We start from the raw sequence: 15,713 nt of genomic DNA on the forward strand, positions 1-15,713 counted from the left end.
CTGGAGGACGCTCCGTCTTAAAATCTTAGTCTCTCGGGCCTGTTGAGGACTCAGAACCCGTTGACCAAAGCCTTGAGTCATGGGGTCTCTCCACGTTGATGAGGGGAATGATGTCCTATGTAACCCCGCTGCACGGCTCTCCCGCTGTCTCATGGACAACTAATATTTACCCATCTATTCTCTGGTATTTTGTCAAGTACAATTTATACCAAATTAGATGCGATTACCCTGTAGAAGGTAGTATACACTGGAGAATTTTGTGTATCCAAGACTGTAAGTTAACTGTATCTTTAGAATCTTGGAGAAATAGCTTGATTGAGAGGCAAAGGCTTTCTTTGGAGGATGCAAATAATATTATTGAAAACTATCAATTATGGCAAAAGAAACTTTCTGAAGGGGATTTGTCTACAGCCCGGTGGTTATGTCATGGACATATCGGATTGAAGGTTATATGGGAGTCTTTTATGCTTTTTATCCAAATCAACACACTTGACAACAAAAAAAACAGTGCATTAGGAAACATCAAAAAGCATTTAAGGCTTAATTACTTTATGAGTGCTTGGACAAAACGAATTTTTAATGAGCATTATCACAGTCCTCTCAAAGTGTTGAGTTTGGTTGGAATAAAAATTACTTGACTATTGGGAATTGCTTGCTCGTTTAAATAAATCTTAAAGTTTAATAAATTACTTAAGAGGGTAAAGGAGAAGAGATGAAGTCGTTGATGAAGTCGTTATTGGTTTGAAGTATTTTTTAAATAAAAATAATAAATTTTCAGGAATTCAAAAAATATCTGCTGCTCGAATTTCTTTATCGCAATATTCATGTCAAGATTTGGGATCCCATAGTCTTGCAGTGACGAGGTTGTCTCAGGAATAGCTTTACTCTAAATCTTATTCATGGTGGATCATTGGTACTGCACTTATATTGTGGAGATGTGAGATATGAATATATGCCTAAACTCTGATTTCTACTTTTCTGTTTCCACCTTCTTATCCCACTCTTCTTGGGATCATGACCTGGTAGAAGCAGTGGCCCAACGGTTGGGACGGCGCGGTGTCTTGGCCTGGCTCGACAAAAATGAGCTGCTCGAAATGGGACCACTGGATGACATGCTCAAACAGGCTGTCCAACAACAAGCGACGCTAACAATTTTTCTATCAGAAGCCTCCTTGAACTCCGAATGGTGTAACGACGAACTGAGATGGGCGATCGAGGCTCAGACTGGAACCGAACATCTACTGCCGGTGTATTTAGGAGATCCCCTCAAGCTGGTGAAAAGCCATCCATTACTCCGTGATCGCTTCCTCCATGCCGATGGCGATCGCGTTAATCAACTGGGTTATGCCGGGGAACCTGACCCCGATGCGATCGCCGACAAAATTGCCGCCACCGTCTACCGTCACTCCATCCCCAGCACCTGGGCAGAGGCTGTCATCGTCTTAGACCAACGGGGTAGTGGTCCTCGCCGTGGCCTACCAGAACTGCCTGTCAACATTGCCAATCTCAAAGCCCCCACGCTTACGTTTCGCCCCAGTGCCGGATCTCGCCAACTGCGAGAACTGCTAACTGGTGACGACTGGCAGGATATGGTCAACACCCTGGAACAGTCCCTATCCAACGCCCTGGGCACCGTGCGAGGGGAACCTCGTAAAGTCAGGGTTTTGGGCAATGCTCAGACAGGACTGGTTTGGGCCGTGGGTCGCCACTTTGATCGCACCACCGCCGCTGTCCTTTATGGTTATGACCGGGATGGTCGAGCGATAGACAACCGAAAGCAGCCACGGCATACGGCCCTAGCGGGGGGGAATGCCGACCAAGCCACATTGGTATCTCAGGGAGTCATTGATCCAGACGTGCCACCGACAGCAGTAGCGTTGGGCGTCGGCTCGCCTCGCTTTGCCTCAGATGTACAGCAGGCGGTTCCAGAGTTGCCCCTCTATTGGATTGAGTCTGGTTTCATTGAAGACTCAGAGCAAGCCATGGATCTGGTCAAAAATTTGATCGCCTCAGTGGAGCAATTGCGCCGAGAGTATGGTGTGCAAGAACTTGTGATCTTCTGGACCACCGCCAACCACGTGGCCCTGCTGGCTGCCGCCAACCTCACCACCCACGTCATCCCCAAAATCAAATTCATGGAATGGGACCATGCCCGGAGTCAGTACGTGCATCTGCCCATGCCATAGTTGGACAACATCAGTCATGATCGGCGGCTTGCTGTTTGGCCCGGGTGGACCGACTGCGGCACTGGCCATCGGCGAAATTTGTGGTCCTCACAGCACACTGGGAACAGGAAAGCCTAAATGTGAATACTTCACTAGTCCTTCACTTTTGTCTTCAACTGTGTTATCTGAGTGGAAAACTAAGCCACATAGTGTTGACCTGTTATCGCAAAGGCTCTTTATCCCTTGCTTCTACCGTTTCATATATTTGGGAATATAGCGGTAGTACGGACTATCTCATCATCTCTGTTTCACAAAGATGTTGGGCGCTCGTGGGAACATTACTGCTTTCGCTCGGTTCCTAGTCTCTGAACCTTGTCAAACCCTTGGATAGGATCCTATCCGCCATTTTGACCTTGGCTGCCGATTATCTGTCCCTCAGACTTTTCGGCAATTCACCCAATTATCATCTATCGCTTACGCGATAAAGGGCCCTTTGAGCCATCCACTCAATATTTAGGATACAACAAAAATGCGAATTAATAAGTTTGAAGTGTAAATTATTTCCTCTAAACCACTATTCCTAAAATCAATCCATTAAAAGTCGACTTAAAATTGCCCGGGGTTGTTGATATTGCATAGTTTCTATATTGATTCAACTCACTCATTTGATCATCGGAAATTTTGAATGGTTTCCCATTAGGTTTGTAAGTGTATATCAATATCGGAGGCTTCCTTGGCATAGCTCTTAAGCAACTAATAACACTTTTCAGACTTTCTAATTTAGAGATATCAGACATAGAGTATACAACGCAATCACATTCGCTGTGCCAGCTGGATCCGAAGCCAGATTCATTAAACTCACGAATGTCATGCATAGAAATATTTTGAAATTTATTTTCCCTTAAGTCTCCTATCATTTCCTGATCATTATCATTCTTCTTTTCAGAAATCCACAAAATTCTTTTCTCTCTCAAAGATTTCCTGATCTCTAGCAATTCGTTTATGTTTTTATCTTTTTCTTGTATCTCCCTCTCTAGGTCTTTTATGTTTTTCAGCTTTTCACTTAAGTCAGTTGTTAGTTTTTGAGTTTTGTTGATCTCAAGTTCGACACTATCTTTGACTTTATTGATACTTCGAAGGCTACCTCCTAGGGGTATGGCGATAACGGCAACTGCAACCGTAGTCAATATTATTATTCCCCTTGCTAGAATATCAAAAGAATTTCGAGTTTCATCAAAAATGTGCTTAACCATGTCAAAGTGTTGAGATGGTAAATCTTCCGAGGAAAACTCATCTTCAACTTTCTGATTTAAAGTCGAAATCAAGTTAGATTCTTGTTCTGAGAACCAATTTTCTATCTGAGCGTCGATTTCTTCTCTATGCCTATCTATCTCAAGTTGTATTGCACTAATCGTTTCAGGAGGCAAATTAGGAGAATTTAGGTCAACTGTCTGCTGAGCCGCCACATGAGACTGATCAGAATATAGAAAAATGCCAATAATAGTTAAGGCTGTTAGCAAAATAATTAGAAGCGGAGTTCGGCTCATTTAGCTCTCCTAGACTGTGCGTGGAAAAGGGAGAATTGATTGGTAGTAGTTGCCTGGGCACCCTTCACCAAGACTCTACCTGCTTGATTTTGGCGGCAGAGCCGCCCCAGAGGCTCCCAGCCAGAGGCTAGGAGCGAGGGCGCTAGGTTTTATGTCTTCGGTCTTCCTTCTTCAATTTTCCATTTTACCCCTTACCCACTGACGAAACGATCGCATTGTCCGATTCCCCCCCTCCACCTGACTCTGGGCCACATAGATCGGAATTTCCGTTTGCAGCGACCAGACCGGAAACGTAGGGCTGTTGTCTACCTCCACATACTGACCATTTTGGAGCTGATAGATCCGAATGGTTTGCCCGTCCCGTCACCACAGCTCAGGTACACCCAAGGCCGCATAGGTATCTGGATGGGTGCGAGAGGTAATATCCACCTCCAGAGCCAGATCCGGTGGTGGGTCTACAGTCAAATCCAGCCGTTTCTTGCCGCGCACCGCTGCCTCATTTTGAATGTAAAAGCATCGATCCGGCTCAATACCCTTCAGCATGGTGGCATGCTTAAACGTCTTTGAGCCTAGACTGCGAAACTCAATATCCAGCTCTTCTAGCAACGCCTTCAGCAAATCGCCGATGATTTCCTTGTCCGACTCATGTTCCGGTAGGAGGCCATAATTTCGAGCAAACCGTTGTCGTAGGCAATGCGAGAGCCGCGCTGCTCACCCAACTCAGCCAAAATCGCCTCAAATTCAGCCCAGCTCACATCGTGTAGCAGCAACCGCTGCCCTGGAGGCACATCGAGCTGGCGTAGCTGTAGGGTAACCATGGGGGGAGCTCAAAAGAGAAAAACGAAGAACGTAGGGCGTAGCCCGTGCGCAGCAGAACGAAGAGCATTCTGCCACCACAATCAAATTAGACAAAGAGTTTTCTTTTTTCGTTTTTCTCTTTTCGTTCTTTCCCATCGTTTCCGTCCCCTTGCGGGGTAATGAGATTTGAACCCCCGGCCTCTAGAACCCTTGCGGGAAAAGGGCTCTAGATAGCCATTTTCGCGGGGGCCTAACGGAAGGTGAAATTATTGCGAATCGCTCTCAATAGCCCCTTAAAAAAGGGCTGTAAGCTTTACGTGGCAAGCGATTCGCTAGGGTTAACGAAATAATGCAGATGCGGGCTTCTCGCAGGGGAGGAATTTCGACCCAGTGTTTGAGCCTATAGTGGATCGAGTGGCGGACCTAAGGGGGTCTGGCGATCATCGTGCCAGAGAAAGACTAGTATAGATGAACTGATTGTTGATTGATTCCCATGGGTTTCCCTGTCCCCGGCGATGCCATTGAGCAGAGCCTAGACCTGAACCACCACCTAATCCACAACCCTGCTGCCACCTTCTTCATGCGGGTCGAGGGGGACATGGTGGCTGGTCAGGCGGTGCAACCGGGGGATCTGCTGCTGGTGGATCGCTCCCGGGTGGCCCAGGATGGCTCCCTGGTGGTAGCTGCCATTGCCGGTACCCTCCAGGTCCTGCGGGTTGAGCAGCACCAGGGTCAGCTCGTGCCCCCTGGCTGGCAACGGGGTACAGATGGGGACATTGACATTTGTGGGGTCGTTGCCCACCTGATTCGCAAGGTCTAGCCATGTTTGCCCTGGTCGATTGCAACAGTTTTTTCGCCTCCTGTGAGAAGGTCTTTCGCCCTGACTTGGACGGTAAGCCAGTGGCGGTGTTGTCTAACAACGATGGGTGTATCGTGGCGCGATCGCCCGAAGCCAAACAACTGATCCCCATGCAGGCCACCCTGTACTCGGTGCAAGACCTGGTGAAGCAGGGCAAGCTGCATGTGTTCTCCTCCAACCCGGTGCTCTACAAAGACATGTCTCGCCGGGTAATCCAGACCCTGCAGCACTTCAGCCCCGAGGTGGAACAATACTCCATCGATGAAGCCTTTCTGGGCCTACATGGGTTTACCAAAGCCGACCTCACTGACTATGGCCACAAGATTCGCACCACGGTCAAACAGTGGACCGGCATTCCCGTATCGGTGGGCATTGCCAAGACCAAGACCCTGGCCAAGCTGGCGGCCCATGGCGCCAAACGTCATCCTGACCTGGATGGGGTGCTGGACTTTGGCACCCTGGCCGACCCAGACGCGGTACTGGCCAGCATCGACGTGGGGGAGGTGTGGGGCATTGGCCGCAACCTCAAAGCCAAGCTCAACAGCATGGGCATCAAGACCGTACTCCAGCTGAAGAACGCTGATGAGCGCCTGATTAAAAAGACGTTCGGCATCTTGGGCCTGAGAACGGTACTGGAACTGCGCGGCACCGCCTGTTTCCCCATGGAGCCCGTCGCCGCCCCGGTCACCATGCGGATTGTCTCTCGCTCTTTCGGCCACCTGGTCACAGAGCTATCAGACATCAAAGAGGCGGTGGCCACCTACACCACCCGCTGTGCTGAAAAGCTGAGGGCCGATGGTTTGGTGGCTGGGCATTTCACAGTCGCCATTCGCACCAGCTACTACCGGGCCAAAAACCAATACGTCGCCGCTCGCTCAGTGGCCCTCGACCCGCCCACCCATGACACCGCCGTACTGATCCATGAGGCCATGCAGCTGGCTGAAGCCGCCTTCACCCCCGGCTATGAGTACCTGAAAGCCAAAGTCATCGCCACGGACCTAACCCCAGTGGGGGAGGTGCAGGGCAGCTTGTTTGCCGCCCCGGTGGATACCGAAAAGCGCGACAAGCTGATGCAGACCATGGATAGCCTCAACCGCAAGCTCTGTCCTGATGCCGTCAAGTTTGGGGCTCTGGGCCTGAAGCCCACCTGGGCCATGCGGTCAGAGTATTTCTCCCAACGCTACACCACCCACTGGGGGGAGCTGCCGACAGTGAAGGTTTGGCAAATGGTAAAGCCAACCTCAACAAGACTGCCCTGTAAGCCAGTCCGATGAGGCACAGTCACAATCTGGGAAACCTAGACTGAAACCTTGCCTCGGTAGTCTACGTCCTCAGAGCCATGCGCTTCCTATTCCTCAAGCTGCCATCCCTGATCATCAGAACCCTGTTCTACCTGGCCGTCTTCTTATCCCCAGTGCTGGGTGTGTGGCTGGCTTCCTCGCTAGTGGCCTACATCAATGGCCCCAAGTTGCTGACGGTCTTCTCTGGCATCCTCCTGTTCCCCCTGGTGCCCATCCTCTGGGACATGCGGAACGGCAAAAAGCGAATAGCTGGGATTCTCACCTGGGGCGATCGCATTGTCCTAAGAACGCTGCTGCTGAATCTGGCCTTCCTTTTCTTGCTGCTGGCGCTGCGGCCCCAAACCTCGTTCCTGGCCCTGTCTACCCGTGGCGATTGGTTCTTGGACGGCATGTATGGCCCCCAGGCAGAGTTAGCCCGCAAAGGACTGTTCACCGCCGCCAGAAGTCTGGAGGGGCTATACCTGAGGTTCCACCAAAACCCTTTCGACCAGTACGCTGACGCCACCCAGGTGCGGCCCCAGCCCAGACCCACAGGACAGACTGGACAGGGTAAAGGGTGGCCCTGGACAGATGTGGGCCTTCATCCAGCCGTGATCAACATGCCCGCCAGCGCCGAAACCAGCATTGAGTCAGTGGCCCAGTACATCGCCAGCCAGGAGACAGATCCCCTGCTGCGGGTCAAAGCACTCCATGACTACGTGGCTGACCGCATCGCCTACGATGCCCCTAACTACTTTGCCGGGAAATACCCGCCCCAGGATGCCGAGACCGTCTTTCAGCGCCGGGTAGCCGTCTGTGCGGGCTATGCCAAGCTGCTGGAAGCCCTGGGCCAGGCGATTGGCGAAGAGATTGTTTATGTCACCGGTGACTCCCGCAACTCCACCAGCGACCTCGAAGGCCAGCGCCACGCCTGGAATGCTGCCAAGATCAACGGCCAGTGGTACCTACTTGATCCCACCTGGAACAGCGGTTCTGTGGATCGGGCATCAGGCTTCAAAAAGGGCTACAAGACAGATTACCTATTCCCACCCCCAGAGGTAATGGGAATCAGCCACTTCCCTAAAGATGAGGCATGGCAACTGCGATCGCAGCCCATCAGCCGGGGTGAATTCCTACGTCAGCCAATGATGAGAGCCCAGTTCTTTGCCGAGGGAATGCAACTGGTTGCCCCCACGCGATCGCAGACGGACACCAACCAAACCGCAGTGATCCAACTCCAAAACCCTAACCAACGCTGGCTGCTTTCCAGCTATGCCCTTAAAGGCTCGGCCCAGGCTGAAAACTGCACCGATAGCCCAACCCAAGGCCCGCAGATTACCTGTCCTCTCCCGGCCTCTGGCCCTTACGAAGTTAGCTTGTTCAGCGGTGATGAACAGTACGGTAGCTTTGGCTATGTGGGCCAGGTGGAGTTCAATCGGCGATAGTTCTAAGAAACCGGAATAGTCCGACAAGACAATAGGACAAACTGTAGAGAATCTATCTGTGCCCTCACCATCTACGGATCCCATCTCTTACACCGCCCAGATTGTGGCGGCAAAACGGGCCATCGAGCAGTCCCTCCCTGTTCCGCTGTTTAGTGACCCCTATGCTGCGGCTTTAGCAGGTAATGAAGTTGAGAACCTTCTATCTAAATGGCGGCAGGTGGCCGAAAGGCAGGGGCGATCGCTAGAGGATGTCATTGCCAAGCGCACCCGCTACATTGCCATCCGTACCCGATTCTTTGATGACCTGTTGCTGGCCACGCTGCCCCAGCTCTCTCAGCCTCAAGTCGTCATCCTGGGTTCAGGACTCGACACCAGAGCCTATCGGTTGCCCTGGCCAGCCGCCACCAGCCTCTATGAAGTTGATCTACCAGGGGTTCTGGATTACAAGGCCAATACCCTGCGAAACATCAAGCCAAACTGTCGCCACCACATGATTGCCGGTGACTTGGAAAATTTTCAGTCAGGTTGGATTGCTCGACTACTAGAAGCAGGTTTGAGGCAAGACATTCCAACTATCTGGATCCTCGAAGGTGTTGTCATGTACCTGCCAGAACCTTCGGTTCATTCTCTACTGAGGACTATTGCGGCGTTGAGCTGCCCTGGTAGTGTGCTGGGCCTGGATGCGGTAAAAAGCGGCTCTATACGGGCAGCTCAGAGCGCTAAGAACGCCGACCGGGGGCGAGTAGTGCGCCACTGGCAATTTGGCTGCGATGAGCCTCAGCAGCTTTTGCAGGGCTATGGCTGGAGTGCTGAAGTCAGCCAACCACAGAATATTGGAATTGCTCACGGCAGATATCCAGCCTCCATGCCTGTGACAGCCGAAGTTGGGGGCCACCAGCAGGAAAGGGGAGTTTGGTTGGTGCAAGCTAAAAAGGATCCACACTAATTGCCTCAGTTTCGCCCTCCATAACAGCCTTACAGGATAGATAGGCAATAATTCCCGGAATCAGCCTCACTTTGGCTGAATTAATTAGTGGTCTTTAGTTTGAGCCTGCCGCGCATCATGAAACATCCCACCGTCTATTCCATCGCCAGCTTGGCTATCGTCATTGCTGCTGCCCTAGGGCAAACAGCCTTGAGCCAAAATGATGATGTGGCGACCCAGGCTAGACTTTCGCCGTGGCAGGTTGAATCGCTCAACTATGCGGGCATCCCCGTGGCAGTGCCGACAATGGTGCCCCCTGGCTTTGAGCCAACCAGTCTGGATGTTACGCCTGTGCCCCCAGATGATGCTTTCTCTGGCGGTTATGCGATCGTCTACCGCAAGGTTGATCCAAACTCAGGGGCTCAGACCTGCTTTGAGGTGGAAGCCGCCATGGGGGGCTTTGGTGGTCCGGTTCCTGAGCATGAAATAGAAGCCAGCCTACCCACTTTAGCCCAGCCTCTAGAGGATATGGAAGACTACACTTATCAACTCTTCTGGAGTGACGGCGGCAATGAGACAGCGGGCTTTCCTGACCCTATCCTTTTCTCAGACTGGATTAAGGGCGATCGCGCCTACTACCGGGTTGCCAGTCCGACCCTAGACTACACAGGCTGCACCATGATTGATCCAGAAACAGCAAACCAAATCCTAGAATCCCTGCAATATCTCGATTAGTTGCATGACTGCTGCTCGAACCAGGGCAATACAGTGCCTTTAACCAGAAACCGGCCCAATGACGATCATCACCTCAGATAATGTCATCAGCACCATCCTCAAGCACGATTACATCTCACTCAGAACCAGATGCTGCAACTACTGTGTCGATTCTATGCTGGGCTCAATGACCTTCTGCCACCTAGCCGTAGACAGGTAGACTTTAGCCACTGGATCAACGAACCGGCCTCCATCAAGGATGTGATTGAGTCCTTGGGGGTACCCCATCCCGAGGTAGACCTGATTTTGGTGAATGGAGAATCGGTGGGGTTTGATTACCTAACCCAAGACTGCGATCGCATCAGCGTCTATCCTCACTTCCACCAGCTTGAGATCACCCCCATCTCTCAGGTGCGCCCTGTCCCCTATCCAATGGTTCAGTTTGTGCTGGATGTGCATCTGGGCAAGCTAGCTACCTACATGAGGCTACTGGGATTCGATACCCTCTACCGCCACGACTACGATGACCAGGAGCTAGCCCAACTGTCTAGCCAAGGGCAGCGCATCCTGCTCACCCAGGACCGAGGTCTGTTGAAACGCAGCATCGTAACCCATGGCTACATCTTTCGTTCTTCTGACCCAGGAACCCAAGTGAGGGAAGTATTAGAGCGCTTCTCCCTCCACGAGGCCGTAGCCCCGCTAGAACGCTGCCCCCGCTGCAATGGCCAGCTCACCGCTGTCGATAAGGCTACCGTGGCCGATCAGCTTCCGCCCCTCACCCGCCTACACTACAACGAGTTTTCCCGCTGCCAACGCTGTCAACAGGTCTATTGGAAGGGCGCTCACTATGACCGCATCCGACAGTTGGTGAGCCGAGTGTCTCCTATTCAGCCGGATCCATAATCAGTCAAATAATTTGCTTGTGCTTGAGGATACATACAGAGGTAAAGCTTGCACGTAAAACTTGGGATGAAAATGAAAATTCTGTCACGCAAAGGCTGAGCCTTAGTGTGATGCGTTCCCGAATATTATTGTGAGGAGTAGACATGACAGGTTTCCCATCTCGTAATGCATTTACCTCAGCCAGTCTTGGGTTAGGAATAAGCGCAGCCTTATTTGCCTTCCCTAATGTTGCGATTGCTGAAACCCATGAAGAGACCGTTGGCCCTTTAACAATTTACTTAGTTCGCCATGGTCAGACTGACTGGAATTTAGAAGGTCGGCTACAAGGTGATACAGATAATTCACTCAACGAAACAGGTTTACAACAGGCTGAGCAAGTTTCAGTTCTTTTGCCCAATATCGAGCTTGATCAAATTTATCCTAGCGGACTGACACGAGCTATTCAAACCGCTGAATTCTTTTCAGACTTTGCTTCAATCACACCTCTACCAGCCTTAAACGAACGGTCTAGAGGTATTTATGAAGGCGAAGTCCAATCAGAAGTGGCTGATGAGTTTTTGCCTCGCTTCCTAGATCCAGAAGATGACATGGATGGTGGTGAAAGCCTAATTTCTACCTTTGGAAGAGTCAGCGAAGCAACACGCCAAATTGTTGAGAGCCATCCGGGTGGCAACGTTATGATTGTAGGCCACAGTGGTATTAATCCTTTAGTTATTGCAGAGCTTATTGGTATTCCTCCAGAGGAAGCTATTGGCCGAATCAGTCAAGGGAATGATGAAGTCTTTAAGTTGACTGTCTATCCCGATGGTTACGTTAACATGTGGAAAATGATCACTGTTGATACGCTTGAGGACTTCTAAAGAATAATCAACTTTCAACCGGAAACTATACCAAGTCCAATTTAAGCTTTGAAGTTATCCCACAGGCAAAACTCCACCGCTAGAGTTGGATTTGGTATGTCTATTAAGAGATCGGATGCTGTCGTAGAAGTCGGCGGCTCGGTCAAAGGAGATGGTCATGGGCTGGTTTAAGTCCTACTGGGCCTGCTGCCACCCGACATAGCTGGGCGGATAGCCTTCTACATTGTCATAGCCCAGCAGCCGCAAAGCCATCACCCCAATGCCGGTACGATAGCCCGTCGAGCAGTAGAGCATCACCGGCTGGTCATGGGGTACCTGGTCAAGGTGCTGGGCTAGCTCCCGCAAGGGAATGCTGATCGCCCCTGGAATGTGACCACCCGCGTACTCAGACGGCTCTCTCACATCGATGAATAGCGTCTTGCCCTCAGCTACCTTGGCCTTAATCTGCGCCACATCCCGCACCCCGTAAAAACCAGGGGGAATGTTCTGGAGGAACTGATCCACCCTGGTTTCCAACGTTACTGTGGGTTCAGTCCCATCTCCGGGGACCACGATGCCACCCATAGACGGACTCTCTGCGATCGCAGGTTGGCCAAAGCCAAAGATCAAAACTCCCAGCAGCACAATCAGCATGAAACGCTGCAGCCACTGGTTCAGGGGATAATACTGCATAACTAGACAGCTGACACAATTCTGCAAAAACTGTTGTAAAAAACAATATAGGTCATCACTTAAATAGTACGGATTTATTTTTATTAAATAGTTGCTGCCACATTTATGATTTCCACTAAGATGAGCATGGTAGCTGGAATGAGCGTTGAATAAACCTAGCCTAAGTTAGACGTGCAGGTTTTCTATAGAAAGGCCTAGATGTCGAACTGAATTTGGCATAAACCACAGCAAAGTTTGACTTTGACGGTTGCACATTTCAAAGTAACACAACTTATGTCAATGCGGGTCAAGAACCTTACCCATACTGACAAAGAGAAGTTTATTAACGCTCATAAAATTATGTGGTGATATACCAAGCCCAGCTCGGTATTTGGAGTTTTACCACAGGCAGAATTCTGGGTCTGGACTTGGATCTGGCTTATATCGGCTACTGCTCAGCATAGCCTGTTACCTCGGCTAAATGGCTCTCATTCTTCCGTCAGTATGGAGTGGCTTCAAATTTTGAAGTAGGAGAGTTGGTTATGAGGACAGTAGAACTTAGCGATACCAATGTGTTTGTGAGTTGCTTAGGGTTAGGTACTCTGCGCTTTGGCACTCTAAACTCTTATGCAGAATCTGCAGAGCTCTTAGACATGTATCTCGAAGCAGGCGGGCGATTTCTGGATACGGCTAATTGCTACAACCAATGGGCCGCTAATGCCAAAGGCGGAGAAAGTGAAGTGGTGTTAGGGCAGTGGTTACGGGAGCGAGGTAACCGGGACGAGCTGTTCATTGCTAGCAAGGTAGGGTTTGGCTATGGGACTGTGCCGGATGGGCTGGCGGCCAAAACCATTATTTCAGCCTGTGAAGAGAGCCTACGGCGGCTGGGGACAGACCACATCGATTTGTACTACGCTCACAAGGATGATCCCAATACCCCCCTCGAAGAAACCCTGTCTGCATTCACCCAACTGAAAGAGTCCGGCAAGATTCGCTTTGCTGGGGCTAGCAACTATTTGGCCTGGCGGCTGGCGGATGCTGATGCGATCGCTGCCCAAAAAGGACTGGCCGAGTTTACCTGTATCGAGCAGCGTTTCACCTACCTGCGGCCCCAACCGGGCAGCTACTTCTTCCCCCAACGACTGATCGATGAAAACCTGGCCACCTACTGCGATGCCCGAGGCAAAACCATGCTGCCTTACACGCCGCTGCTGCGGGGTGCCTATGTGCGCACCGATCGGCCCATCGCCCAAGCCTATCAGGGACCGGATACCGATGCCCGCATGGCCGCCCTCAAGGAAGTGTCCCAGGCCGTAGGAGCCACCCCGAACCAGGTGGTATTGGCCTGGATGATGCAGCGGCAGCCGCCCCTGATTCCCATCTTTTCCGCAGGTCAACCGGCTCATATGCAGGAAAACCTGGGGGCTCTCGACATCACCCTGATTGACGATCAAATGACCAAACTCACCATGGCCGGGCATTGTCCCAACGAAGAGCCCAATTAGCCTTTGGTCAAGTCCAGACGAGAAATTGTCTCCCAGTGGAGAACCCACACCTGCGATTGGGCTTGACATGGTTCAAGAGCGTGAACCGTGGTGAAGGAGTTTCGATAACTATGCGGCTTCAAGAGTCAGAACAAGTTTTGTATCCCAACGTCCAAGCCAGTCTTTCAGAGATTGGAACTACCGACATCGTCATAGGCATTCCTTGCTACAACAACCACACCAGCATTCACCATGTGGTTCAAACTGTCTCCCAAGGGTTAGCCCACTACTATCCCTACCATCGAGCAGTGCTGCTGGTAGTTGATGGTCACTCCATAGACGGGACCCGCGAACAGGCCCGTATTGCTCCGCCTGCTCCCCAACAAACAGAAATCATTACCTGCGAACAGGGCATTCAGGGAAAAGGGTCGGCTCTACGGAGCGTATTTGCGGTTGCCGTTGAACTCGATGCCCAGGCCTGTCTTTGTGTAGACGCCGATTTGCGTAGCATTATGCCCGACTGGGTGTACCATATGTTGGATCCTTTACTGGAACATAGCTACGACTACGTTGCTCCCCTTTACGCTCGCTACAAATACGATGGCACCATCACTAACAATCTGGCGTTGCATAATGAAGGTATGAATTAGGGGTAATCTGCCATGCAATGTCCTGAGTGTGGAGCCACTCATATCCGTAAAAACGGCAAGAAGAAAGGTAAGCAAAATCACATCTGCGTCAAATGCGGTCGTCAGTTTATCGACCACTATGATCCGCCCAGAGGTTACTCCGATGACTTCAAACGCGAATGCCTCAGAATGTACGTCAATCAGTCTGGTTTTCGATCCATTGAGCGGGTCAAGGGGGTGCATCACACAACGGTGATCACGTGGGTAAAGCAGGGCGGTGAACTGCTACCGGATACTTATGACCCCGAGACGGTGCCTGAGGTTGGAGAACTGGATGAGTTACAAACCTTTGTCGGATCAAAAAAAACAAAATCTGGATCTGGACAGCGGTAAACCACTTTGGACCGGGGATTCTAGCGTGGACCATCGGTGACCGTAGTGCAACCACCTTTGAATCGGTATGGGTCGTGGTCAGTCTCTGGCAGTGCTTCTTTTATGTCACCGATGGGTACAAGGTCTACCCCCAGTACATCCCAGATGGAGACCAAATTGTTAGCAAGACCTATATGACTCGGGTCGAGGGAGAGAACACCCGGCTCAGGCATTATCTGGCTCGATTGGCTCGCAAGACATTGTGCTGCTCCAAGTGCGTAACTGTGCTGAAACACTCTATCCGTTTGCTACTGCACTACCTCAAGTTTGGTGAGGTGCCTGTCCCAGCATAGATTCATACCCTTATTCAGCAACGCCCAATTTGTTATCAGCTTTATCTCGGCTGCGGTGCCCCTCTACTTAGCCGTGGTGGCTCCCTTTCTGGCCCATTTAGCGCTCTCACCCTAGCTAGGCCGGTTATCCTGGGCGAGCTGACGTTAGGTTCGGGGTAGGTTCTCAAGGTATCAACGACCTTATCTAGCACCTTGGGACGTTGCTCCGCCATCAAAAGTTTGCTCCAAAAACGCGATAATCTCTCCCCAGGCAGCATCGGTGGCCACGGGGTCATAACGGTAGCCGTCGTCTCTCATGAAGGTATGGTTGGCTTCATACAGTAGGCTCCTATGCCTTATTCCCGCTTTAGTCAATGCCGTCAGGACATTCTCTCTTCCCTCTGGCGGTACATGGGGATCTAGAGTGCCAAAGACCGTTAGCACCTGGCCCTTGATCTCACTGGCCCGCTCAATCGTATCGGCTACCCCTCGGCCTAGCTTGCCGCTATGGATCCCAGTGGGGTAGCAGCACACCGCCGCCTTAACCTTTGGCAACAAAGCAGCCCGAAAAGCCAGATGCCCTCCAATACAAAAGCCCATCGTGCCCAGCTGCCCAGGCGCCACCCCAGCCTCTGCCTTCAGCCAGTCCAGCACGGCACGGGTATCGGCATCCTTAGCGGGTGACAAGGGGACTCAAAGCTTCAGGGGACAATGCTTTGAGAGAATAGGAAGGACAAAAAATAGGGAGT

Annotated in this window: 15 protein-coding genes and 1 pseudogene; 12 read left to right on the forward strand and 4 right to left on the reverse strand. The window is 51.2% G+C overall.

Features of this window, described 5'->3' with window-relative positions:
- Window positions 1-311 precede the first annotated feature (311 nt).
- On the forward strand, window positions 312-638 hold the full coding sequence (locus E1H13_RS24600) for a hypothetical protein (protein WP_169617616.1): 327 nt from the start codon (window positions 312-314) through the stop codon (window positions 636-638).
- Window positions 639-944: 306 nt separating this feature from the next.
- A complete protein-coding gene (locus E1H13_RS24605) occupies window positions 945-2,186 on the forward strand; it encodes a TIR domain-containing protein (protein WP_169617617.1) in 1,242 nt (413 codons plus the stop codon).
- A gap of 545 nt (window positions 2,187-2,731) precedes the next feature.
- Here the strand turns inward: E1H13_RS24605 and E1H13_RS24610 are convergent.
- Together E1H13_RS24610 and E1H13_RS24615 are read right to left on the reverse strand one after the other, a co-directional pair.
- Window positions 2,732-3,712, reverse strand: coding sequence for a hypothetical protein (locus tag E1H13_RS24610; RefSeq protein ID WP_169617618.1), 981 nt, complete (start codon window positions 3,710-3,712; stop codon window positions 2,732-2,734).
- A 171-nt stretch (window positions 3,713-3,883) separates the two neighbouring features.
- A pseudogene (locus E1H13_RS24615) lies at window positions 3,884-4,530 on the reverse strand (Uma2 family endonuclease).
- A 473-nt stretch (window positions 4,531-5,003) separates the two neighbouring features.
- On the opposite strand from E1H13_RS24615, the gene E1H13_RS24620 reads away from it, so the two are divergent.
- From E1H13_RS24620 to E1H13_RS24650, 7 genes are all read left to right on the forward strand, one after another.
- On the forward strand, window positions 5,004-5,330 hold the full coding sequence (locus tag E1H13_RS24620) for a S24 family peptidase (protein ID WP_169617619.1): 327 nt from the start codon (window positions 5,004-5,006) through the stop codon (window positions 5,328-5,330).
- Between the two features lie 2 nt (window positions 5,331-5,332).
- A complete protein-coding gene (locus E1H13_RS24625) occupies window positions 5,333-6,643 on the forward strand; it encodes a Y-family DNA polymerase (protein WP_169617620.1) in 1,311 nt (436 codons plus the stop codon).
- 65 nt (window positions 6,644-6,708) lie between these two features.
- Window positions 6,709-8,094, forward strand: coding sequence for a transglutaminase domain-containing protein (locus tag E1H13_RS24630; protein ID WP_169617621.1), 1,386 nt, complete (start codon window positions 6,709-6,711; stop codon window positions 8,092-8,094).
- A gap of 58 nt (window positions 8,095-8,152) precedes the next feature.
- On the forward strand, window positions 8,153-9,040 hold the full coding sequence (locus tag E1H13_RS24635) for an SAM-dependent methyltransferase (protein ID WP_169617622.1): 888 nt from the start codon (window positions 8,153-8,155) through the stop codon (window positions 9,038-9,040).
- Between the two features lie 117 nt (window positions 9,041-9,157).
- Window positions 9,158-9,754: a hypothetical protein gene (locus tag E1H13_RS24640; protein ID WP_169617623.1), complete on the forward strand. Its 597-nt coding sequence runs from the start codon at window positions 9,158-9,160 to the stop codon at window positions 9,752-9,754.
- 129 nt (window positions 9,755-9,883) lie between these two features.
- The gene (locus tag E1H13_RS24645; protein WP_169617624.1) at window positions 9,884-10,636 is read left to right on the forward strand and encodes a Mut7-C RNAse domain-containing protein; all 753 of its coding nucleotides are present in this window, start codon (window positions 9,884-9,886) and stop codon (window positions 10,634-10,636) included.
- A gap of 143 nt (window positions 10,637-10,779) precedes the next feature.
- Window positions 10,780-11,496, forward strand: coding sequence for a histidine phosphatase family protein (locus tag E1H13_RS24650; protein WP_169617625.1), 717 nt, complete (start codon window positions 10,780-10,782; stop codon window positions 11,494-11,496).
- Between the two features lie 174 nt (window positions 11,497-11,670).
- On the opposite strand, the gene E1H13_RS24655 is transcribed toward E1H13_RS24650, so the two are convergent.
- Window positions 11,671-12,168 (reverse strand): rhodanese-like domain-containing protein, encoded by a 498-nt coding sequence (locus E1H13_RS24655; protein ID WP_240966838.1) that lies wholly within the window; start codon window positions 12,166-12,168, stop codon window positions 11,671-11,673.
- A 521-nt stretch (window positions 12,169-12,689) separates the two neighbouring features.
- Between E1H13_RS24655 and E1H13_RS24660 the strand changes: the two genes are divergently transcribed.
- The 3 genes from E1H13_RS24660 to E1H13_RS24670 all read left to right on the forward strand — a co-directional run bounded on the left by E1H13_RS24660 (window position 12,690) and on the right by E1H13_RS24670 (window position 14,985).
- The gene (locus tag E1H13_RS24660) at window positions 12,690-13,652 is read left to right on the forward strand and encodes an aldo/keto reductase (RefSeq protein WP_169617626.1); all 963 of its coding nucleotides are present in this window, start codon (window positions 12,690-12,692) and stop codon (window positions 13,650-13,652) included.
- Window positions 13,653-13,762: 110 nt separating this feature from the next.
- Window positions 13,763-14,281, forward strand: a complete 519-nt coding sequence (locus E1H13_RS24665) for a glycosyltransferase (protein ID WP_169617627.1) — start codon at window positions 13,763-13,765, stop codon at window positions 14,279-14,281.
- A 12-nt stretch (window positions 14,282-14,293) separates the two neighbouring features.
- Window positions 14,294-14,985 (forward strand): IS1 family transposase gene (locus E1H13_RS24670; RefSeq protein WP_169617628.1). Its coding sequence is split into 2 segments (ribosomal slippage): window positions 14,294-14,618 and window positions 14,618-14,985, totalling 693 coding nucleotides; the frame shifts between segments, so codons are not numbered across the junction.
- A gap of 180 nt (window positions 14,986-15,165) precedes the next feature.
- Here E1H13_RS24670 and E1H13_RS24675 read toward each other — a convergent pair.
- On the reverse strand, window positions 15,166-15,651 hold the full coding sequence (locus E1H13_RS24675; protein ID WP_169617629.1) for a dienelactone hydrolase family protein: 486 nt from the start codon (window positions 15,649-15,651) through the stop codon (window positions 15,166-15,168).
- Between the last annotated feature and the right edge of the window lie 62 nt (window positions 15,652-15,713).

The organism is Nodosilinea sp. P-1105, assembly GCF_012911975.1.
In the GTDB taxonomy this organism is placed as follows: Bacteria; Cyanobacteriota; Cyanobacteriia; order Phormidesmidales; family Phormidesmidaceae; genus Nodosilinea.

Excerpts from the sequence above, each read along its gene's own strand:
- E1H13_RS24630 (WP_169617621.1), top strand. The coding sequence starts at position 6,709 with ATGCGCTTCCTATTCCTCAAGCTGCCATCCCTGATCATCAGAACCCTG.
- E1H13_RS24610 (WP_169617618.1), bottom strand. The coding sequence starts at position 3,712 with ATGAGCCGAACTCCGCTTCTAATTATTTTGCTAACAGCCTTAACTATT.
- E1H13_RS24650 (WP_169617625.1), top strand. The coding sequence starts at position 10,780 with ATGACAGGTTTCCCATCTCGTAATGCATTTACCTCAGCCAGTCTTGGG.
- E1H13_RS24655 (WP_240966838.1), bottom strand. The coding sequence starts at position 12,168 with ATGCAGTATTATCCCCTGAACCAGTGGCTGCAGCGTTTCATGCTGATT.
- E1H13_RS24660 (WP_169617626.1), top strand. The coding sequence starts at position 12,690 with ATGAGGACAGTAGAACTTAGCGATACCAATGTGTTTGTGAGTTGCTTA.
- E1H13_RS24665 (WP_169617627.1), top strand. The coding sequence starts at position 13,763 with ATGCGGCTTCAAGAGTCAGAACAAGTTTTGTATCCCAACGTCCAAGCC.
- E1H13_RS24640 (WP_169617623.1), top strand. The coding sequence starts at position 9,158 with ATGAAACATCCCACCGTCTATTCCATCGCCAGCTTGGCTATCGTCATT.
- E1H13_RS24620 (WP_169617619.1), top strand. The coding sequence starts at position 5,004 with ATGGGTTTCCCTGTCCCCGGCGATGCCATTGAGCAGAGCCTAGACCTG.
- E1H13_RS24605 (WP_169617617.1), top strand. The coding sequence starts at position 945 with ATGAATATATGCCTAAACTCTGATTTCTACTTTTCTGTTTCCACCTTC.
- E1H13_RS24625 (WP_169617620.1), top strand. The coding sequence starts at position 5,333 with ATGTTTGCCCTGGTCGATTGCAACAGTTTTTTCGCCTCCTGTGAGAAG.
- E1H13_RS24645 (WP_169617624.1), top strand. The coding sequence starts at position 9,884 with ATGCTGCAACTACTGTGTCGATTCTATGCTGGGCTCAATGACCTTCTG.